This is a genomic window from Pseudomonas sp. H3_A02 (genome assembly GCF_054671965.1).
Genome location: NZ_CP162807.1, coordinates 1,487,221 through 1,506,048, shown reverse-complemented (window position 1 = coordinate 1,506,048; position 18,828 = coordinate 1,487,221). Strand labels below are relative to the sequence as shown.

18 protein-coding genes and 1 pseudogene are annotated in these 18,828 nt (G+C 62.7%); 6 read left to right on the top strand and 13 right to left on the bottom strand.

Annotated features, from left to right (window positions below):
• Window positions 1-79: 79 nt before the first annotated feature.
• Window positions 80-535 (bottom strand): YaiI/YqxD family protein, encoded by a 456-nt coding sequence (locus tag AB4N80_RS06395; RefSeq protein WP_122567508.1) that lies wholly within the window; start codon window positions 533-535, stop codon window positions 80-82.
• 138 nt (window positions 536-673) lie between these two features.
• Window positions 674-2,572 (bottom strand): cytochrome c/FTR1 family iron permease, encoded by a 1,899-nt coding sequence (locus AB4N80_RS06390; RefSeq protein WP_122567509.1) that lies wholly within the window; start codon window positions 2,570-2,572, stop codon window positions 674-676.
• Window positions 2,573-2,884: 312 nt separating this feature from the next.
• Between AB4N80_RS06390 and AB4N80_RS06385 the strand changes: the two genes are divergently transcribed.
• The 4 genes from AB4N80_RS06385 to AB4N80_RS06370 all read left to right on the top strand — a co-directional run bounded on the left by AB4N80_RS06385 (window position 2,885) and on the right by AB4N80_RS06370 (window position 6,157).
• The gene (locus AB4N80_RS06385; protein ID WP_122567821.1) at window positions 2,885-4,279 is read left to right on the top strand and encodes a COG3014 family protein; all 1,395 of its coding nucleotides are present in this window, start codon (window positions 2,885-2,887) and stop codon (window positions 4,277-4,279) included.
• An 18-nt stretch (window positions 4,280-4,297) separates the two neighbouring features.
• Window positions 4,298-4,669 carry a YcfL family protein gene (locus AB4N80_RS06380; protein ID WP_134926331.1) on the top strand — a complete coding sequence of 124 codons (372 nt, stop codon included), beginning with the start codon at window positions 4,298-4,300 and terminating at the stop codon, window positions 4,667-4,669.
• Window positions 4,670-4,822: 153 nt separating this feature from the next.
• Window positions 4,823-5,410, top strand: coding sequence for a penicillin-binding protein activator LpoB (gene lpoB / locus AB4N80_RS06375; RefSeq protein WP_003177333.1), 588 nt, complete (start codon window positions 4,823-4,825; stop codon window positions 5,408-5,410).
• A 3-nt stretch (window positions 5,411-5,413) separates the two neighbouring features.
• Window positions 5,414-6,157, top strand: coding sequence for a penicillin-binding protein activator LpoB (locus tag AB4N80_RS06370; RefSeq protein ID WP_122567510.1), 744 nt, complete (start codon window positions 5,414-5,416; stop codon window positions 6,155-6,157).
• Window positions 6,158-6,362: 205 nt separating this feature from the next.
• On the opposite strand, the gene rhtB is transcribed toward AB4N80_RS06370, so the two are convergent.
• From rhtB to abc-f, 3 genes are all read right to left on the bottom strand, one after another.
• Complete coding sequence (gene rhtB, locus AB4N80_RS06365; RefSeq protein ID WP_354336057.1) at window positions 6,363-6,995, bottom strand: homoserine/homoserine lactone efflux protein; 633 nt, start codon at window positions 6,993-6,995, stop codon at window positions 6,363-6,365.
• Window positions 6,996-7,137: 142 nt separating this feature from the next.
• Entirely contained in the window at window positions 7,138-7,719 is a 582-nt protein-coding gene (locus AB4N80_RS06360) for a mechanosensitive ion channel family protein (protein ID WP_122567512.1), read from the bottom strand.
• Window positions 7,719-9,629: a ribosomal protection-like ABC-F family protein gene (abc-f, locus tag AB4N80_RS06355; protein WP_122567513.1), complete on the bottom strand. Its 1,911-nt coding sequence runs from the start codon at window positions 9,627-9,629 to the stop codon at window positions 7,719-7,721. Before abc-f ends, AB4N80_RS06360 begins: the two co-directional genes overlap by 1 nt.
• Window positions 9,630-9,679: 50 nt before the next feature.
• Between abc-f and AB4N80_RS06350 the strand changes: the two genes are divergently transcribed.
• Window positions 9,680-10,144 carry a TIGR02444 family protein gene (locus AB4N80_RS06350; protein ID WP_122567514.1) on the top strand — a complete coding sequence of 155 codons (465 nt, stop codon included), beginning with the start codon at window positions 9,680-9,682 and terminating at the stop codon, window positions 10,142-10,144.
• On the opposite strand, the gene AB4N80_RS06345 is transcribed toward AB4N80_RS06350, so the two are convergent.
• Window positions 10,141-11,319 (bottom strand): AlgP family protein, encoded by a 1,179-nt coding sequence (locus tag AB4N80_RS06345; RefSeq protein ID WP_122567515.1) that lies wholly within the window; start codon window positions 11,317-11,319, stop codon window positions 10,141-10,143. The two genes, AB4N80_RS06350 and AB4N80_RS06345, sit on opposite strands and share 4 nt — an antisense overlap.
• A 191-nt stretch (window positions 11,320-11,510) precedes the next feature.
• Here AB4N80_RS06345 and AB4N80_RS06340 point away from each other — a divergent pair, with 191 nt between their 5' ends.
• Window positions 11,511-12,176, top strand: coding sequence for an FKBP-type peptidyl-prolyl cis-trans isomerase (locus AB4N80_RS06340; RefSeq protein ID WP_122567516.1), 666 nt, complete (start codon window positions 11,511-11,513; stop codon window positions 12,174-12,176).
• Window positions 12,177-12,234: 58 nt separating this feature from the next.
• Here the strand turns inward: AB4N80_RS06340 and rsd are convergent, their stop codons facing one another.
• The 7 genes and pseudogenes from rsd to AB4N80_RS06305 all read right to left on the bottom strand — a co-directional run bounded on the left by rsd (window position 12,235) and on the right by AB4N80_RS06305 (window position 18,810).
• Window positions 12,235-12,693 (bottom strand): sigma D regulator, encoded by a 459-nt coding sequence (gene rsd / locus AB4N80_RS06335; RefSeq protein ID WP_122567517.1) that lies wholly within the window; start codon window positions 12,691-12,693, stop codon window positions 12,235-12,237.
• Window positions 12,694-12,867: 174 nt separating this feature from the next.
• Entirely contained in the window at window positions 12,868-13,410 is a 543-nt protein-coding gene (locus tag AB4N80_RS06330) for a disulfide bond formation protein B (protein ID WP_122567519.1), read from the bottom strand.
• Window positions 13,411-13,826: 416 nt separating this feature from the next.
• Window positions 13,827-15,074 carry a heme biosynthesis protein HemY gene (locus tag AB4N80_RS06325; RefSeq protein WP_122567520.1) on the bottom strand — a complete coding sequence of 416 codons (1,248 nt, stop codon included), beginning with the start codon at window positions 15,072-15,074 and terminating at the stop codon, window positions 13,827-13,829.
• Complete coding sequence (locus tag AB4N80_RS06320) at window positions 15,071-16,204, bottom strand: uroporphyrinogen-III C-methyltransferase (protein WP_240998498.1); 1,134 nt, start codon at window positions 16,202-16,204, stop codon at window positions 15,071-15,073. The genes AB4N80_RS06325 and AB4N80_RS06320 overlap by 4 nt, the downstream gene beginning before the upstream one ends.
• Before the next feature lie 84 nt (window positions 16,205-16,288).
• Window positions 16,289-16,987: pseudogene (locus tag AB4N80_RS06315) on the bottom strand (uroporphyrinogen-III synthase); the annotation flags it as partial.
• Complete coding sequence (hemC, locus tag AB4N80_RS06310; protein ID WP_122567522.1) at window positions 16,984-17,925, bottom strand: hydroxymethylbilane synthase; 942 nt, start codon at window positions 17,923-17,925, stop codon at window positions 16,984-16,986. The pseudogene AB4N80_RS06315 and the gene hemC, both read right to left, overlap by 4 nt.
• Before the next feature lie 138 nt (window positions 17,926-18,063).
• Window positions 18,064-18,810, bottom strand: a complete 747-nt coding sequence (locus tag AB4N80_RS06305; protein ID WP_122567523.1) for a LytR/AlgR family response regulator transcription factor — start codon at window positions 18,808-18,810, stop codon at window positions 18,064-18,066.
• Window positions 18,811-18,828 lie beyond the last annotated feature (18 nt).

The window sequence follows — 18,828 nt, the reverse complement described above, 5'->3', positions numbered from 1 at the left end:
GGCGTCAGTTCAGTTGCATGTATTGGCTGACACACCGCTATCGCGAGCAAGCTCGCTCCCACAGGAGGTCGAGCCAGGCTTAAGCGATTCGGGTCAAGCGCGTCAGGATACGATCCAGTGCATTGGCAAACCCCTGCTTGTCCCGCTCGCTATAGGCCGCCGGACCGCCGCCCACATGACCCTGCTCACGCAAATCGGTGAATAGGTTGCGCACCGCCAGCCGCTCGCCCATGTTCTGCGCATCGAACTCCTTGCCCCGCGGGTCCAGGGCGGCGACGCCCTTCTTCACCAACCGGTCGGCCAGGGGCACGTCGCTGCAGATCACTAGCTCACCCGGCACGGCGTGCTCTACCAGGTAATCGTCCGCCGCGTCAGGGCCGCTGGGCACCACGATCAATTTCACACAGGCCAGGGCCGGCTTGATCTGCGGTTGACCGGCCACCAGTACCACCTCGAACCGGCGCTTCAGGGCGAACTTGACCACCAGTTCCTTCGCTGCCTTGGGGCAGGCGTCGGCGTCGATCCATACGCGCATTGAGTGGTTTCCTCTAAATTGAAAAGAAAAGCATCGCGGGCAAGCCTTGCTCCCACACAAGCCTTGCTCCCACAAGCCTTGCTCCCATAGTCTGTGGGAGCAAGGCTTGCTCGCGATTATGAGCGCAGCGAATGCTTTTCAGGAAACCTGGACCCGACGCTTCTCCGCCACCCAACTGCGCCCATACAACACCATGATCGCCAGGATCGCCACCACTTGAGCGGCCAGCGAATAGGCATCGGCATGAATGCCCAGCCAGTCGAAATCGAAGAACGCCACCGGGTGGGTGCCGAAGATCCCGGCCTCCTGCAACGCCTTCACGCCATGACCGGCGAACACCACCGACAGTGCGCACAGCAACGCGGCGTTGATGCTGAAGAACAGCGCCAGCGGCAGTTTCGCCGAGCCACGCAGAATCACCCAGGCCAGCCCCACCAGCAACACCAGCGCCGTCGCGCCGCCGGCCAGCACGGCGTTATGCCCGGCAGGACCCGCTTGCAGCCACAGGGTCTCGTAGAACAGGATCACTTCGAACAGTTCGCGATAGACCGAGAAGAACGCCAGGATCGCAAAACCAAAACGACCACCGCCGCCCACCAGGCTGCTCTTGATGTAATCCTGCCAGGCCGCGGCGTGACGCCGGTCGTGCATCCACACCCCCAGCCACAGCACCATCACACTGGCGAACAACGCCGTCGCGCCTTCGAGCAGCTCGCGCTGAGCGCCGCTGACATCGATCACATACGCCGCCAGGCCCCAGGTCGCCAAACCGGCCAGCAATGCCAGGCCCCAACCGACGTTGACGCTGCGCACCGCCGACTGCTGGCCGGTGTTGCGCAGGAACGCCAGGATCGCCGCCAGCACCAGGATCGCTTCCAACCCTTCGCGCAGCAGAATCAGCAACCCGGAGATGTAGCTCAGCGACCAGCTCAAACCATCGCCGCCCAACAGGCCGGCGGACTCCTTCAACTTGGCCTTGGCCGCGTCCAGGCGCTGCTCGGCCTGCTCCACCGGCAAACCGTCCTGTAGCGACTGACGGTAGGCCATCAGGGCCTTTTCGGTGTCCTTGCGAACGTTGGCATCGACGTTGTCCAGCGAGCTTTCCACCAGCTCGAACCCTTCCAGGTAAGCCGCTACCGACAGGTCGTAGGCCTGGTCATGGTCACCGGCGCGATACGCCGCGATGCTTTTATCCAGGGTGGCGGCCGTGTAGTCGAGCAACTGCGCCGGGCCACGTTGCACCTGCGGCGGCTGGGCGCGCTGGGCACGGAATGTCGCCGCCGCTGCGGGGCCTTGCGCGGCGAGGACTTCCGCAGGAGTCTGGCGCGCCAGGTCAGCGAGGTTGAAGACCTGTTCACTTTTGGCCGCGGCCGGGTCGGCGCTGAAGCTGGCGATGTAGGTCGCCAGGTCCCAGCGCTGACGGTCGTCGAGCTGATCGGCGAACGCCGGCATGTCGGTGCCTTCGATGCCCATGCCGAGGGTGTTGTAGATCCCATAGAGACTCAGGCGATCCAGACGCTGGGCGTCGCGCAAGTTGGACGGCGGCGGCTCCAGGCCGACACCGGCAGGACCGTCGCCGGCGCCGTTGGCCCCGTGGCACACCGAACAATTCTGCGCATACAACGGCGCGCCGCGGGCCGGGTCCGGGGTGATGACCGGTGCCTGGCTGACTTCATACGCCACCGCCAGCCTGGCCCCCAGTTGCCGCGCCAGGCGGGCGACATCGCCGCCGTCCTGGCGCTGAGTGATCGCCGCGCGCAAGGTGCCGATGCCTTGGACCAGCTCAGCCTTTTCCGGCTTGGCCGGCAGGCCGGTGATCAGCTCTTCCAGCGCCTGGGTGAATTCCAGTTGCTCGCGGTATTCCGCATCGTCGATGACCTTGCCCATCTCGACCGTCGCCGGGTAATCCGCCCCAATGTAATCCAACAAATGCAGCGCCTGGGGGGCACTCTCGACGGTATCGGCCAGCAGCGGAGTGCTGCTCAGCGCAAGCAATGGCAGTACAAGCCAGGCCAGGAAACGGAACGGCGCAGTCATGAATGACTCTCGGTTGGTAATAAGAAGTAACACATTGTTCACTTCCAATGGCTTTGGCTCAAGGGCCGATGTGTTTGAGGGGCCGATTTTCATCGGATTTCATGCTTTGGAGGTGATGTCATAAAAACAGCATTTCAGAATTGAAAAGCCATTACATAGCCAAGCGCCATGTTTATAATCCCTCGCCTTCTTATCATTCGATGGCATAAAAGCTCCTCTTTTTATGAGGAACCGGCAGCGTCCCGACGCTTGTCCGTGGGATCGCTCCAGCCCGACCCGCACACCCCGGCTGCTATCAGGGAAGAAATGTTCATGGCATCCCGTGCCGTTTTTTCGGTCGCCCTTGGCGCGATCACCTTGTTGTCCGGCTGCTCGGCCTTTCGCAACTACGACAGTGAATTGGCCCAGACCAACCAGCAACTGGCGTCCGGCAACGTCGACGGCGCGTTGACCCTGCTGGAAAAGAACAACTCCAGCCAAGACAAAGACCTGCTGTATTACTTCGAGAAAGGTGAGCTGCTGCGTGCCAAGGGCGACTTGTCCGGCAGCCAGACAGCCTGGAACAGCGCCGACCAGCAGGTTGGCCAGTGGGAAGACGCGGTCAAGCTCGACTCGGCCAAGTACTTGGCCCAGTTCGGCAGTTTCCTGGTGAACGATAAAGTCCGCCGCTATGAAGGCTACGATTACGAAAAGGTCATGCTGACCACGCAGATGGCCCTGAATCTGCTGGCGGTGAATGACTTCGACGGCGCGCGGACCCAGATCAAGAAGACCCACGAACGCGAAGCGGTGATCGCCGACCTGCGGGACAAGGAATACCTCAAGCGCGAGGAAGAAGCCGAGAAACAAGGGGTCAAGACCGAATACAAGGACCTCCAGGGTTATCCGGTGGCCAGCCTCGACGCCCCGGAAGTGGTCAGCCTCAAGAACAGCTACCAGAGCGCGTTCAGCCATTACCTGGCCGGTTTCGTCTACGAAGCCCTGGGTGAAAAGGACCTGGCCGCACCGGGTTATCGCAAGGCCGCCGAACTGCGCCCCAACACTCCGTTGCTGGAGCAGGCCCTGCGCGACCTCGACAAACCCGCCGCCAAAAGCGATGACAGCGACATCCTGATCGTCGTGCAGAGCGGCCTGGCACCGTCCCGGGATTCGATCCGCATTCCCCTGCCCTTGCCGATCAGCGGCAACCTGGTGATCACGCCGTTGTCGTTCCCGCTGATCAAGCCCGACACCTCCACGGCCACCTTCGGCCAGATCGGTGTCGACGGCCGTCAGTTGGACCTGACCCAGCTCAATAGCACCACCGCCATGTCCCGCCGGGCCCTGCGCGACGACATGCCGGGCATCATCCTGCGCACCACCGTGCGCGCCGTCACCCGTGGCGTGGCGCAAAAGCAGATCAACGAAACCAACCCCCTGGCCGGCCTGGCCGTGGGTCTAACCTCGGCGGTACTCGAAGGCGCCGACACGCGGACCTGGCGCACCCTGCCCGACTATACCCAGGTGGTGCGCCTGCGCCTGAAGAAAGGCGAGCACCAGGTCACCTTGCCAAGCGCGGTGGGCGGTTCGGTGGTCAAGGTCACCGTCGACCAGCGCTACCAGGTCATCAGCCTGCGGGCGGTGGGCAACCAGGTGTTCGCCGGTGGCCTGGCGGCCCAGGTGATGCCAAGCGCCAACCCGACCGCCATTGCCCTCAAGCAACCTTAAGAACGGAGTCTTGTTCACATGCGTTTAAAACTGATCGCCGTCGGCGCCCTGGCCTTGCTGGCCGGTTGCGCCACCCCGCCGCCACCGGAGCCGGGCAGCGCCGCCAGCAAGGTCGTGGCGATGGGCAAGACCAAGAACATCGTGGTCGGCGCCATGCGCGTGGCCCGGGAAAACGGCTACCTGACCGTCAATGTCCAGTTGAGCAACACCAGCTACAACAACAAGACCATGTACTACCGCTTTGCCTGGCTGGGGCCGGAAGGCTTTCCGATCGCCGAGGAAGAAACCTGGAAAAGCCTGACGCTGTACGGCGAACAGACCAGCTTCCTGCCGGCCATCGCGCCCACACCCAAGGCCGTGGATTTCCGTTTGGAAATCAATACCCCTTAAAGACGCAAAAACTGTGGGAGCGAGCTTGCTCGCGATAGCGCTGGATCAGCCAGCCATGATGTGACTGACACACGGCTATCGCGAGCAAGCTCGCTCCCACAAAAAGCGCCCGAGTGACGCGTTATCCCTTTTTCAGTTTTCGAGAGCACCCACATGTTCGTACGCATTTCCTCCCTCGCCCTCGCCGCCCTGCTGGTCAGCGGCTGTGCCAACAACTCGCCGGTCCTGGGCAACAAGAACATCAGCTACGGCGATACCAAGGCCGTGGAAACCGTGACCAACGAGTTCGGCTCCACCGACCTGCAAATGATCGCCGAGTCCATGACCCGCTCCCTGGCCCAGTCCGGCATCCTGCAGGGTCGCCCAGTGGTCCAGGTCTATGACGTGAAGAACAAGACCAGCGAATACATCGACACCCGCGAAATCACCACCAGCATCAAGACCCAGCTGATGAAGACCGGCGCTGCCCGTTTCGCCAGCGACAACACCGCCATGGACAGCCAGGTCGACCAGCTCAAGCTGCAGAACCAGAGCGGCCTGTACAAGAAAAGCACCGTGGCCAAGACCGGCAACATGATCGCTGCCAAGTACCGCCTTGAGGGCTCCATCAGCTCGATCGTCAAGCGCAGCAGCGACTACAAGGACGTCTTCTACAAATTCAGCCTGCAATTGATCGACGTCGAGAGCGGTCTGGCCGAGTGGATGGACGAAAAAGAAATCCGCAAGACCACGGAGCGCTAAGCCATGCGCACATGGATAGGCATCATGGCCCTGGCCTGCGCATTTGGCGCGCAGGCGGCCCCAAAAGTCGCGGTGACCGACCTTGCGTACCAGGAACGGGTGGAGGAGTACATCCACACCGTTTCGGCGCAGAGCAACTTCCAGGCGAACCCCTACAGCGCCAGCGCTTCCTCGAGCTACGACGAGATGGAAGCCACCAGCAGCTACATCGAGCAGGGCGAACTGCGCAAGTTCACCGGCGACATCAAGGGCGAGATCCTGCGCAGCGGGATGTTCCAGCTGACCCAGGGGACGCCCCACACGGCGGCGTCCAATGGCGACGTCTATGACGTGATCAAGCGCATCAAGGCCGGGAACTTCAAGGGTGCCGACTACGTGCTGTTCGGCACGGTATCGGACATCGACTTCACCCGCGACATCAACGAGCTGGCCAATACCGACAGCTACTCGGCCGTGCTGGCGCTGACCCTGGTGGCGGATTTCAGCCTGATCAACACCAAGACCTACGAAATCACCTCGGCCTTTACAGCCATGGGCGAAGGCCAGGACACCAAGTTGCTGAACCACCGGGACGTGCGCATCAGCCTCAACCGTCCACGGGTGGTGCGCGAAGTGTCCAAGGCCCTGGGGGAAGACGTGGCGCGGCAGCTAAGCGAACAGCTTGGTGGCCCGAGCTACGAACAGCCCCGCGAGCCGGTGCAGCGCAATAACCTGCCTCGGGATACGGCGCCGGTAATCCTGCGCTGAATCACTGAGCGAATGCTCTGTGGCGCAGAGGTCTTGTGGGAGCAAGGCTATGTGGGAGCAAGGCTTGCCCGCGATGGAGCGACTCTATTCCTGAAAGACCTCATCGCCTCAATCGCGGGCAAGCCTTGCTCCCACAGTCTTGCTCCCACAGTCTTGCTCCCACATAGCCTTGCTCCCACCAAGCGCCCTCGGCAAAGGTTTTGCTTTATGCAGCGACCTTTCTGATCGTCGCCAGCAAACCCGCCGCGCCAATGAACAGACCCGCGAAGGCACGGTTCATCCGCCGTTGCTGTTTCGGGGTGCGCAACAGCCGCAGGACTTTGGACGCCAACCCGGTGTAGCCGGCCATGACGATGAGATCGACGACGATCATGGTGACGCCCAGGACCAGGTATTGCTGGATCAACGGTGCATGGGGATTGATGAACTGCGGCAACACCGCCAGCATGAACACCAGCGCCTTGGGGTTGCTGACGTTGACCAGAAAGCCGCGAAACACCAGTGCCAGGGGCTTGCCGATGGGCCGCGGGGCCGCGTCGTCAGTCATGTCACCGGGAATGGCTCGCCATTGTTTGACACCCAGGTAAACCAGGTAAGCCACGCCGAACCACTTGATCGCATAGAACGCGGTGGCCGACGCCGTGAGGATCGCGCCAACACCGGCGGCGACGATCACGATTTGCAACGCCAGGCCCAATTGCAGGCCCAAGGCGTTCCAGTAACCGCGCCAGAAGCCGTAGCGCAAGCCACTGGACATCGATGCAATGGCACCGGCACCTGGGGAAAGACTGATCACCCAACAGGCGGCAAAAAACGCCAGCCATGTTTCCAGCAACATTGCACACCTCGGCTCGGATTCGTCGAAACGACTAAGCTAATGCGCCGTCACGTCGTTGACCACCGTTTTTTGCCCAAGTATCTAAGCCAATGTGAACACCGTGGCGAGGGAGCTTGCTCCCGCCGGGCTGCGTAGCAGTCCCTTACTCGACGAGCCCACCCACCGGAAACGCTTCGCTGCCACGCCAGCGCCGCACCGAACGCTGGAAAAACAGGCTGTTGGGCACCTGCACCATGGCGCTGCCGGTGCCGAGTTCCTCGGGTTCGATCAGCGTGGTGTACAGCAGATTGATCGCCACCACGCGCCCCTTGATGCCGGGCTTGTCGGTGGTGTCCACCAGTTCGACCACATCGCCCAGGCGAAACGGTCCGACGGTGTAGATCAAAACGGCGCAGAACAGATTCGACAGCACGCTCCAGATGGCAAAGAACGCCACCGCCGCCACTGCGACGAAGCCCGACAGAGCCGTCCACAGCACTGTGGCCGAGACGCCCAGGCGTTCGAGCACCACCAGCACCGCAGTGCCCATGATCAGCCAGCGCAGCACGCCCCGCAGGATAATCACCAATTGCGGTGGGAGCGGGTAACGCTCGCCCAGGCCCGTGAGCGCACGCGCGACGAAGCGCTGCGAGACATAACCGGCCACCAGGATCAGCAGGATTTGCACACCGAGCCAGATCGGCTCGATCCACAGGACAGGGACAGGCAACGCCAACGCTTCCATCAGGACAACGCCTCCAGCTCCGCTTGCAGGGTTTCCAGCAGTTCCAGCGCTTGCATCCAAGCCTCCTCGAGCTCCGCTTCCCGAACCTTCAACCTGGCCTGTTCAGCCAGCAGGTCACGCAACTCATCCTTGCGCGCCGCCTCGTAGAGACCACTGTCGCCCAGGCTGGTTTCGATTTTCTGCAGCTTTTCATGCAGCTTGCCCAGCTCGGCTTCGAGCTTGTCGGCCTCGCGCTTGTGCGGCGCCAGTTGCTGACGCAACGCGGCGGCGGCCTGGCGCTGGGCCTTTTTGTCGGTCTTGTCCGGGTTGACCGGCGTGCTGCTGACCGGCGCGTTGCGCTGGCGGTATTCCACCAGCCAGCGAGCGTAGTCTTCCAGATCGCCGTCGAACTCCTCGACCTTGCCGTCGGCGACCAGGAAGAAATTATCCGTGGTGCTCTTGAGCAAATGCCGATCGTGGGACACCACCAACACCGCACCACTGAATTCCTGCAGGGCCATGGTCAGGGCCAGGCGCATTTCCAGGTCCAGGTGGTTGGTCGGTTCGTCGAGCAGCAACAGGTTCGGCCGGCCCCAGGCGATCAACGCCAGCGCCAGGCGTGCCTTTTCGCCACCGGAGAAATTCAACACTGGCTCGTCGATGCGCGCCCCGCGGAAATCGAAACCGCCGAGAAAATCGCGCAGGACCTGTTCACGCTCGGTCGGCGCCAATCGTTGCAGATGCAGCAACGGGCTGGCCTTGGAATCCAGGGAGTCGAGTTGGTGCTGGGCGAAGTAGCCAACGACGGTGTTTTCGCCTCGGGTCAAACGCCCAGCCAATGGCTGGAGTTCGCCAGAGAGGTTTTTGATCAGGGTCGACTTACCGGCACCGTTGGGGCCCAGCAGACCGATCCGCGCCCCCGGGGTCAGTTGCAGCTTGACCTTCTCCAGCACGGTCTTGTCGCCGTAGCCCAGGCGCGCGTCGGACAGGTCGATCAACGGGCTGGAAATCTTGCTCGATTCGCGGAAGACAAAATCGAACGGTGAATCGACGTGGGCCGCCGACAGCTCTTCCATCCGCTCCAGCGCCTTGATCCGGCTCTGGGCCTGGCGGGCCTTGGTGGCCTGGGCCTTGAAGCGGGCGATGTAGCTTTCCATGTGCGCACGTTGCGCCTGTTGCTTCTCGTAGGCCTGCTGTTGCTGGGCCAGGCGTTCGGCACGAGCGCGCTCGAAGGCGCTGTAGCCGCCGCGGTACAAGGTGAGCTTGCGCTGGTCGACATGGGCGACGTGATCCACCACCGCGTCGAGGAAATCGCGGTCGTGGGAAATCAGCAGCAGCGTGCCCGGGTAACTCTTGAGCCAGTCTTCGAGCCAGATAATGGCGTCGAGGTCCAAGTGGTTGGTCGGCTCATCGAGCAACAGCAGATCCGAAGGGCACATCAGGGCCTGCGCCAGGTTCAGGCGCATCCGCCAGCCACCGGAGAAGTCCCCGACCTGGCGGTCCATCTGTTCATTGGTAAAGCCCAGGCCGGCGAGCAATTTGCGCGCGCGGGCATCGGCGGTGTAGCCGTCGGCACTGTCGAGTTCCGCGTGCAGGCGGGCCTGTGCGGCACCGTCGTGGGCCGCTTCGGCCGCTGCCAGGTCGTGTTGCACCTGGCGCAGGCGCAGGTCGCCATCGAGCACGTAGTCCACCGCCAGGCGCTCGAGGGTGTCGACCTCCTGGCGCATGTGAGCGATACGCCAGTCGGCCGGCAGCAGGCAATCGCCCGAGTCCGGGTGCAGCTCACCGCGCAGCAAGGCGAACAGGCTCGATTTGCCGGCGCCGTTGGCACCGATGAGGCCGGCTTTGTGGCCGGCGTGCAGGGTCAGCTCGGCGTCTTCTAGCAGACGTTGCGGGCCACGCTGTAAAGTCAGGTTCTGAAGTCGGATCATAATGGCGGCGGAGTCTACCAGCTTCGCTCGCAACTGGCGCGAGTAGCACGATGTCCCCTGACCTGTGGAGCTTTTCCCTCGACCTCTATGCCAAGCCTGGCGTAGAGCCTGCGTGCCTGGCGTCACAAGACGCCGGCGCCAACGTCTGCCTGCTGCTTTGCGGCCTGTGGCTGGCGCAACGCGGCGTGACCTGCGATGAACACCGTCTGCAGCAGCTTCGACAAGTGGCCGAGCCGTGGGATGCCGAGGTGGTGCGGCCACTGCGCACGCTTCGCAACCAATGGAAAGCCGGCGCCCTCCAGGACACGGCACTCAATGGCCTGCGCGAACAGGTCAAGCAACTGGAATTGGCAGCCGAACGGCGATTATTGGAGCGATTGGAAGCGCTGGCCAAGGATTGGCCGGGGGCACAACAGAACGATTCAGCCCAATGGCTGCGGGGGCTGGCGGCGAATGCCAAACCAGCGAGCCGCGACGCGCTGCATCAGCTGCGCGTCGCGGTGTCCGGCACTTAGGAAGCGCTGGTTGGGGTGCTGCTGGTGGTCGGCGCAACGGCGGCTGGGCTGGTCGCCGTGGCCGGAGTGCTGGCGGTTGGCGCAGGTGTCGCGGTCGGAGCCTGTGTCGCTGGCTTGGCGGCTGGCGCAGTCGCAGGTTTTGCAGCGGCTGGTTTTTTCACGGCCGGTTTCGCGGCGGGCTTGGCGACCGGTTTAGCAGCAGCTGGCTTCGCGGCGGCTGGCTTGGCAGCCGTTGGCTTCGCGGCAGCAGGTTTGACAGCGGCCGGTTTGGCAGCGGGTTTAGCCGCCACTTTGGCAGGCGCTTTGGCAGCGACGGGTTTGGCAGCGGTTTTCGCAGCAGGCTTGGCCGCAGCCGTTTTGGTTGCCGCAGGCTTGGCCGCTGGCTTGGCGGCAGCAGGTTTGGCAGTGGATTTCACCGCCGCTTTGGCAGCCGGTTTAGCGGCTGCGGTTTTCGGCGTGGCAGGTTTTGCGGCGGCGGTTTTGGCGGCAGCTTTTGTTGCCGGTTTAGCGGCTGGTTTAGCAGCGGCTTTTACAGCGGGCTTGGCAGCAGCAGGTTTAGCGGCCGCCGTTTTTGCGGCTGGCTTGGCAGCAGCCTTGGCCGCTGGTTTTTTGGCCGCCGTTTTTGCAGCGCTGGCAGCGACGGGTTTGGCAGCCGGCTTGCTGGCGGCTTTGGCCGGTGCTTTGGCGGCAGGCTTGGCAGCGACTTTGGCCGGTGCTTTTGCCACGGCGGGTTTAGCCGCCGGCTTCTTGGCCGATACAGCGGCAGGTTTGGCGGCACGAAGCGACAGCGCCTTGCCCGCGGCTTCTTGCACGCGACCGACACCCTGGGCCAATTTCAGGCTTTCCTGGGCATCACGCTTGAGTTGCAGAATGTAGGCGCGGGTTTCGGACTGACGATCCTTCAAGGCATCGAGCAGGTCTTCGAGTTCTTTCACGACATCTTTGGCCTTGGCTTGTGCCTTGGCCTTGCCAGCGGTGGCTGCGTCTTGCAATTTGGTGCGCGATTTGTGCAGTTTTTCCTGCGCTTTGCCGCGTTGCTTTTCCAGTTTGGCGAGCAGTTTTTCAGCATCAGCCAGGGCTTGGGAGCAGGCATTTTCCAGATGTTCGAGCAGGCTGCCCGAGAGTTGTTGGAGCAAGTGCAACGGAGTGTTTACAGGCTTCTTGGTGGCCGACATGGTTTACCTCCTGACTGACGTGAGTGCGGCTCATACTAGACCTCTGCTTCAACCGCCGCTAGGGCATGTTGACACTACATAAGACGTTGCGTTGCAAGGGACGAAAAATCTTCTGCGCCAGTGTCTTGGCAATCCACCTCTACAGATATCGGCACTGGCATAATTCCTCGATTCGAGGCCGGAGAGCACACATGTCGCGTCACCTGTTTTTATTCCTGTGCATGGCTTGCGCCACGGCCCAGGCCGTTGAAAAAACCAACGCAAATGATGCCCACGATTTGGCTTACAGCCTGGGCGCCAGCCTCGGCGAACGCCTGCGCCAGGACGTGCCGGACCTGCAGATCAAAGCCTTGGTCGAAGGCTTGCAACAGGCCTACCTGGGCAAACCGCTGGCCCTGAAAGATGAACGCATCGAACAGATCCTGGCCGAGCACCAAGCGCAACTGAACGCGCCATCGGCAACGCCGCAGATCGACACCGCGTTGAAAACCGAGCAGAAATTTCTCACCGAAGAAAAAAGCCGGCCCGGGGTTCAGCAACTTGCAGACGGCATTCTGCTGACTGAAATCAAACCAGGCCATGGTGCGAAGGCCGGCCCTCACGGCAAGGTCCAGGTGCTGTACACCGGTCGACTGCCGGACGGCACCGTGTTCGATTCCAACCGCCAGGCACAGTGGTTCAATCTCGACAGCGTGATTGACGGTTGGCGCAGTGCATTGCCGCAAATGCCGGTCGGCGCGAAATGGCGACTGGTGATTCCCTCGTCCCTGGCCTATGGCGCCGAAGGGGCCGGGGATGTGATCCCGCCGTACACGCCATTGGTGTTTGAGATCGAGTTGCTGGGCGCGACAACCTGAGGCTGGCCCAATAAAAAACGGTGCGCAATGCGCACCGGTTTTTCAGGACCGCGAACCCTCAAGCCTGGACGGTATCTTCTTCCTTGTGAGCGGTGTGCAGCACTTCGATCAGACAATCTTCCAATTCGAAACGCTCGTGCAACAAACCGCCCAGCTCCTTGAATTTTTCCGCCACACACTTGCCTTCATCGCACAGGTCGTTGAACGCCAGCAGCTTCTCGGTGATGACATCGATGCGCGGGTAGATCGTCTCGGCCAGTTCCAGGCCGCGCTTGTCGTTGAAGGCCTTGGCCTCGCCCGTCAGTTGTTCATAGATCTCGAAATGACCGGCAGACACATAGTCGACCAGCACGCCGCAGAATTCCTGCAAGGGTTTGCGGCTTTCGCTCAGGGCTTCAGGCCTGGCACCGAGCGCATCGTAGGCCCGAACCAGTTCGTGACGCTCCTGCAGCCAGCGGTCGATCAGCTGATGCACCCCACCCCAGCGTTCCTGAGCATTCTGACAACTTTCGAGCATGGTGATTTCTTCCCTTGTGAGTCATGCCACTCGCAGCCTGTGCACGTCTGATGATCAGGGACAAGCCAGACACAACATGATCGAGCGACACAATTCCAATGACACGTGCGGGCCAGATTATGCCCGCACGACAATGGCTTCAAGGTACGCAGGAGATAAAGTTCATACAAGTGTTTAATCCAGGGCCCGGACCAACTGCGACGTCTCGCCGCTGAGCGGTTGTACCAGAGCACTCCAGACAAGGCGCAGCAGCAGATAGGTCATCGCACTGGACACCGCGAGAAAAAACAGCAGGCTCCACTCGGGGATGCTCAGGTCGAGCAACGTCCAGGTGATATTCGCGCAGTCGACGGTACCGTCGAGGACACGCTGCAGCGCACACCACCAGGAACCCGTCGGGTTGAGCTGCATCGAGCAATCGGACAACGGCTCGAACGAATGACCTTGCATCAAGACCTGACGCCAGGCCAGGACCATTCCTCCCGTCGCAGAAACCAACCCTGCCGCCCCATAGAAAAAGCTGCCCCTTTGACCTGGACCGTGTACGCACGCCACAAGGCTGTTCGCCAGGAACAGCATCAGACACAACCGCTGCAAGACACACAGGCTGCAAGGCGTCAGGCCAACCGAATATTCCAGATACGTGCTGATGCCCAAAGCCAGGGCGGCGGCGATGGAAGCCATGAGAAACAAGAAGCGTGAGCTGGCCAAAGACATGGCGATTCCGTAACAGAAGAGACAAGCAGTTACGGTAGAGGAAAGCCCTCGGGCCTTTCAAGGCAGCCCCGCGCAGACACTTCACCAAGGGTGTAGGGAATTCCCGACAGGCCGAAGAGGATTCGGCGCGGTCGGTTGTAGGACTTTGCCGAAGGTATAACCAAAGCCCCAAAACCGGGGCGGTATTCGCACCCCTTATTCAAGGTTTCCACCAACCCGTGGAGAGGAAGCCTGGGGGGACGTCATCGCGAGCAAGCTCGCTCCCACAGGGGGTTGGCGGTTGCCAGGGATCAAATGTGGGAGCGAGCTTGCTTGCGATGGCGATCTTCAATTCACCACAGGCCTCTCAGCCGAGCGGGAGCAAGCTCCCTCGCCACAATGATTCATGCCACGTTCAAGAATGGGTCATGCCCCTCTCACGTCGACAAGACCTGGGCCGGAACCGGCAGCGGCGCGGCGAGCAGCCGCTCATCCAACAGTCCCAACCCCTCCTGGAACAACTGGTTGCTGCGCTCGGCATCTCCCAGTTGCGCCAGCAGGCGCGCCAGTTCGGCGCAGGCTTCGGGATTGCGCTGGACCCGCAAGCTGCTTTCCAGATAATCCCGCGCCTTGCCCCACAAGCTGTTCTGCAGGCATAGGCGCCCCAGGGTCAGCAGCAGGCTCGGATCGGCCGGGTGGTCCTTGAGCCAGCCTTCGGCCGCTTGCAACTGGCGGATCGGATCATTGCCGCGAACCAACCCATACAGCCGCGCCAGGTGACTGTCATAGTGACGCTTGAGTGCGCCGCGCAGCACCTCTTCGGCCTCGACCTGAGCGCCCAACTGGCGCAGTTGCTCGGCATAGGCCAGCACCAGCGCCGGCTCCTGGCGTTGCGCGGAGGTCAGTTGCTGCCAGGCGCGATTGAGCGACTGCAAGCCGACGCTGCCATCCTCTTCACGGTGGGCCGCCAGGGTCAGGTTTTCACCCCAGGCACGCCGCTCCAGTTCAGCCAACTCGGCCGGCGGCAGGACTTTATCCTTGCGCAACTCCGGCAACAGCCGGATCACCGCCGACCAATCGCCGCGCTGCTGGTGCAGCCGTTGCAATTGACGCAGCACCTGGACGTTATGAGGATGGCGCTCATGCATGGCCTGCAGCGTGCTCAATGCGCCGTCCGTGTCGCCTCGGTCCGTCTGCAGTTGAGCGTGCGTCAGGGCAATGGCCAGTTCCGCCTGGGGCTGACGCTCCAGGGCGCGCTCCAGCAAACTGTCGCTCTGTTCGTAAAGCCCTTGTTCGTTGGCCGCACGGGCGGCACCCAGGTAATAGAGCAGCGGCTGGCGCTCGGCTTCGGCGGCACGATGCAGATGGCGCTGGGCACTGGCCCAGCGACCTTCGGCCAGGTCCAACTGGCCATGCTCGATCGCCACTTGCACCCGACGACTGCGGTTGCGCCGCGACCACGGATTGACCACGCCGCTGGACGTGGTCACCAACCCGATCAGCGCCCGCAGGCCTCGCCACACCAGCCAGAGCACCGCCACCAGGGCCAGGGTGACCCACAGGCCAGCTTCATAACGGAAGTTCTTGTACGCCACCAGCACGTAACCCGAATGCTCGGCAATCGCCACGCCCAGCAAACCGGCGGCGGCGATGACCACGAACAGAATCACGTAGAGACGCTTCATGGCGTGGCCTCCTGCGCGCCTGGCGCGGGCAGCGGCTTGACCGATTCCTGGGTATTGAGATTGCGGCGCTCAAGGTAGGCCTGGACGCTGCTCAGCGTGCCCGTCAGGTCCGGGGTGACCACCGTCACCGGTTGCTTGGACAACTCACCCACGCGTTCGAGCATGATTTTGCTTTGCGGATTGTCCTGGTTGAAGTTGTTCTTCAACACGTCCCGCGCCTCGGTCAGCGCCTGGGTGTAGACCGGTGCCTGACCATTGAGGGCGGCCCATTGCGCCTGCTCCAACGCCAGGCTGAGGGCCAGGCGCACTTGCACGAGGCTTTGCCCGGCCAGCAGCGGACGGACGTTCTCGTCGGCGTTGAAGTCGATGCGGATATAGCGCGAGATCTGGTCCCACCACTGTGCCCACCGGCTGGCACCATCGCCATCGGCGGTCAGGCCCAGCAACGATTCACCGCGGTCCTTGTACTCGGGCGCCAATTCGGTCAGTTGCAGCACCTGGTCACGCAGGGCGCCCAGTTGCAGGAACAGCCCGGTGCGATCCGGCTGTTCGGTACTGCGCAGCGCAGCGAGGGTCTTGGCCAGTTGCTCGCGGGCGGCGAACGAACCGGGGTCGTTCTGCTCGCGCAGGATTTCGTCAGCACCCTGGACCAGCGCCTGAGCACTGGTGATGTCTTGCAAGGCGGAAAGACGCAGGCTGGCCAGGCGCAACAGATGCTCGGCCTCCGCCAGGCGCCAGTCCTTGCGGCTGGCACCCAGCACGGTTTCCAGGCGCTGGTTCAAGTGCTGCTGATCACCTTGCAACTGGGCCACCTGGCGGCGCCGCTCCTCCAGCTCTTCGGCCGGAGGCAATTGCGCCAGGCGCTCGCTCAGGCGTTGCTCGTTGAGCTTGAGGGTCTGAGCCTGGTCGCTCAGCGCCTGGACCTGGGCGGATTGTTGCTGGTTATTGGTTTGCAGGTGACGGACCTGCCACACGCCCCAACCGCCTACGGCGACCCCGGCGGCGCCGAGCAGCAAGGCAACAATGGCCAACCCGTTGCCGCGACGCGGCGCCACTGGGGGCGGGGTTTCAACCGGCGCATCGATCGCTGGCTGGTCTAGATCTTCTTTTGGCAAGGCTGTTTCGCTCACGTATCCATCCTTTGCATTAGAAAACGGCACGGAGTGTTCCCGTAACGCCGCCAGCAAAGCCGCGGCATTGGCGCCACGGCAATCCACAACTGTTCGGGCCCCGGCGGCACGCGCCATCTCGGCAACCCTTGGGCTTGGAACAAACAACGGTAACCGCGCCAGGGCCGGCCACGCATCGCCGGCCAGCCGCTGCAGATGCTCAAAGCCCTGCCCACTGCTGACCACCAGTGCGTTCAAGCGTTCCGCTTCGACTATCGCCGGCAACGCCCCTTCGCCATAACTGGGCAAGTGGCGGCGGTACAACTCCAGGTAATCGACACTAGCACCTTGCTCGCGCAAACGCTCTGCCAGCAAGCCACGCCCACCTTCGCCCCGCACGATCAAGACCTTGGGGTCGGGCCGCGAAACAGCCTGGCGCAAGACCAAGTGCTCCAGCAAGGCTTCGCTGTCATCGCCGTTATCAGGATAAAACACCGTGAGGCCGGCATCGGCAAGGATCTGTCCGGTGGCCGCGCCCACGCTGAACCACGGTTGGTCTGGAGGCTGGGGCCAGTATTGGCGCAGCAGCTCGACGCACAGGCGTGCGGCAGGTTTGCTGACCACAATCACCGCAGCGTATTGGTCCAGTGCCTGGAAGGTCGCCCGTCCGGCATCGGACAGCGGGACCGGCTCGATCTCCAGCAACGGCAGGCTGCTGCTGTAGACCCCCGCTTCGGCCAAGGCAGCCGCCAGCGCCGACGACTCGTCCGCCGGCCGGGTGAGCAACAGCCGCCAACCCGTCACGCGTGGCCGGCCTCGCCGTAGACCGCCTTGAGAATGTCGGCGGCGCCCTGGCTCAGCAGATCTTCAGCCACCCGCACGCCCAACGCTTCGGCATCCTGGCGCGGTGCCCGGGCTTCGGCGCTGAGCAGCCGGCCACCGTTGGGATCCCCCACCAGGCCACGCAACCAGACCTGTTCGCCTTCCAGCACGGCGTAACAGGCGATTGGCACTTGGCAGCCGCCATTGAGGTGTTTGTTCAGCGCGCGTTCGGCGAATACTCGCGTGGCGGTGTCGGCATGGTGCAGCGGCGCCAGCAGGGCATGGATGTCGCTGTCGGCGCTGCGGCACTCGATACCCACCGCCCCTTGCCCACCGGCCGGCAGGCTGTCGTCGACGCTGATGGCCGAGGTGATGCGGTCTTCGAAGCCCAGGCGGATCAGGCCGGCGGCGGCGAGGATGATGGCGTCGTACTCGCCGGCATCGAGCTTGGCCAGGCGCGTGTTGACGTTGCCGCGCAGGAAACGGATTTGCAGGTCCGGACGACGTGTCAGCAATTGGGCCTGGCGACGCAGGCTGGACGTGCCGACCACGCTCCCGGCAGGCAGCGCCTCGAGGCTGGAAAACGTGTTGGAGACGAACGCATCGCGGGGGTCTTCCCGCTCGCAGATGCAAAACAGGCCCAGTCCTTCGGGAAAGTCCATGGGCACGTCTTTCATCGAATGCACGGCGATGTCGGCTTCGTTGTCCAGCAGCGCGGTTTCCAGCTCCTTGACGAACAGGCCCTTGCCGCCGATTTTCGACAGCGGCGAATCCAGCAGCTTGTCACCGCGACTGACCATGGGCACCAGGGTCACGATCAGGCCGGGATGGGCCGCTTCCAGGCGGGCTTTGACGTATTCGGCCTGCCAGAGGGCCAAGGCACTTTTACGGGTGGCGATGCGGATCTCGCGAGGGGACATGGATCAATCCGTACTTAAAAGATACGGCAGATAATAACAGCTCAGTCAAAACCGCTTTGATTTGAATCACGACCCCAAGGCCTCCCTGGCCGCCAGATCCCGGAAATGAAACGCGCTGGACGCCTTGGACCGCCTGGCTTAAAGCTGCTGCATCATCTTGCGCACGCCGGCCACGTGCCGCCGGCTGACAATCAGCGCGTCGCCATTGAGGCCTTTGAGGAACAACTGGAAATGTCCAAGGGGGGTGCGTTGCAAGCGCTCGATGCGCTCGCGGGCCACGAGGGCGTTGCGGTGGATGCGTACGAAGCGTTCGCCGAATTCGTCTTCAAGGGCCTTGAGGGGTTCGTCCAGCAACACTTCGCCACTCTCATGGCGCAAGGTCACGTATTTATGGTCGGCAATGAAGTAGACCACCTGGTTCAAGGGGATCAGCTCGATGCCTTTGCGGGTGCGCGCACTGATGTGGCTGCGCGGACCGCTACCGCTTTCGGCGGCCGGACGGGTCAGCGCCGCCAGTTGCACACGGTTGGGGCGCTCGGCCTTGCGCAAGGCGTCGAGCAACGCCTCGGACGTCACCGGCTTGATCAGGTAGCCCACGGCACCGGCCTGCAACACCTCGGGGGGAAAGTCGTCCCGGGTGGTACAGAACACCACGGAGGGCGGCGACTCTCGCTCGCACAACTTCGCCGCCACCTGCAGGCCGTCCAGGCCAGGCATGCGAATGTCGAGCAGCACGATATCCGGCTTGTGGCTGTCAATAAGGGCCAATGCCTCGTCGCCATTGGTGGCGCTCGGCTCCAGGACACTGTAACCCTCGAGCTCGCCAACCATTCGGTTCAGGCGCTCGCGGGCCAGTGGTTCGTCATCAACGATCAGGACATTCATATTGCGCTGGATTCCTGC

What these genes read in the sequence shown, in the direction of transcription:
- AB4N80_RS06395 (WP_122567508.1), bottom strand. Translation starts at nt 535, where the DNA reads ATGCGCGTATGGATCGACGCCGACGCCTGCCCCAAGGCAGCGAAGGAA.
- AB4N80_RS06390 (WP_122567509.1), bottom strand. Translation starts at nt 2,572, where the DNA reads ATGACTGCGCCGTTCCGTTTCCTGGCCTGGCTTGTACTGCCATTGCTT.
- AB4N80_RS06385 (WP_122567821.1), top strand. Translation starts at nt 2,885, where the DNA reads ATGGCATCCCGTGCCGTTTTTTCGGTCGCCCTTGGCGCGATCACCTTG.
- AB4N80_RS06380 (WP_134926331.1), top strand. Translation starts at nt 4,298, where the DNA reads ATGCGTTTAAAACTGATCGCCGTCGGCGCCCTGGCCTTGCTGGCCGGT.
- lpoB (WP_003177333.1), top strand. Translation starts at nt 4,823, where the DNA reads ATGTTCGTACGCATTTCCTCCCTCGCCCTCGCCGCCCTGCTGGTCAGC.
- AB4N80_RS06370 (WP_122567510.1), top strand. Translation starts at nt 5,414, where the DNA reads ATGCGCACATGGATAGGCATCATGGCCCTGGCCTGCGCATTTGGCGCG.
- rhtB (WP_354336057.1), bottom strand. Translation starts at nt 6,995, where the DNA reads ATGTTGCTGGAAACATGGCTGGCGTTTTTTGCCGCCTGTTGGGTGATC.
- AB4N80_RS06360 (WP_122567512.1), bottom strand. Translation starts at nt 7,719, where the DNA reads ATGGAAGCGTTGGCGTTGCCTGTCCCTGTCCTGTGGATCGAGCCGATC.
- abc-f (WP_122567513.1), bottom strand. Translation starts at nt 9,629, where the DNA reads ATGATCCGACTTCAGAACCTGACTTTACAGCGTGGCCCGCAACGTCTG.
- AB4N80_RS06350 (WP_122567514.1), top strand. Translation starts at nt 9,680, where the DNA reads ATGTCCCCTGACCTGTGGAGCTTTTCCCTCGACCTCTATGCCAAGCCT.
- AB4N80_RS06345 (WP_122567515.1), bottom strand. Translation starts at nt 11,319, where the DNA reads ATGTCGGCCACCAAGAAGCCTGTAAACACTCCGTTGCACTTGCTCCAA.
- AB4N80_RS06340 (WP_122567516.1), top strand. Translation starts at nt 11,511, where the DNA reads ATGTCGCGTCACCTGTTTTTATTCCTGTGCATGGCTTGCGCCACGGCC.
- rsd (WP_122567517.1), bottom strand. Translation starts at nt 12,693, where the DNA reads ATGCTCGAAAGTTGTCAGAATGCTCAGGAACGCTGGGGTGGGGTGCAT.
- AB4N80_RS06330 (WP_122567519.1), bottom strand. Translation starts at nt 13,410, where the DNA reads ATGTCTTTGGCCAGCTCACGCTTCTTGTTTCTCATGGCTTCCATCGCC.
- AB4N80_RS06325 (WP_122567520.1), bottom strand. Translation starts at nt 15,074, where the DNA reads ATGAAGCGTCTCTACGTGATTCTGTTCGTGGTCATCGCCGCCGCCGGT.
- hemC (WP_122567522.1), bottom strand. Translation starts at nt 17,925, where the DNA reads ATGTCCCCTCGCGAGATCCGCATCGCCACCCGTAAAAGTGCCTTGGCC.
- AB4N80_RS06305 (WP_122567523.1), bottom strand. Translation starts at nt 18,810, where the DNA reads ATGAATGTCCTGATCGTTGATGACGAACCACTGGCCCGCGAGCGCCTG.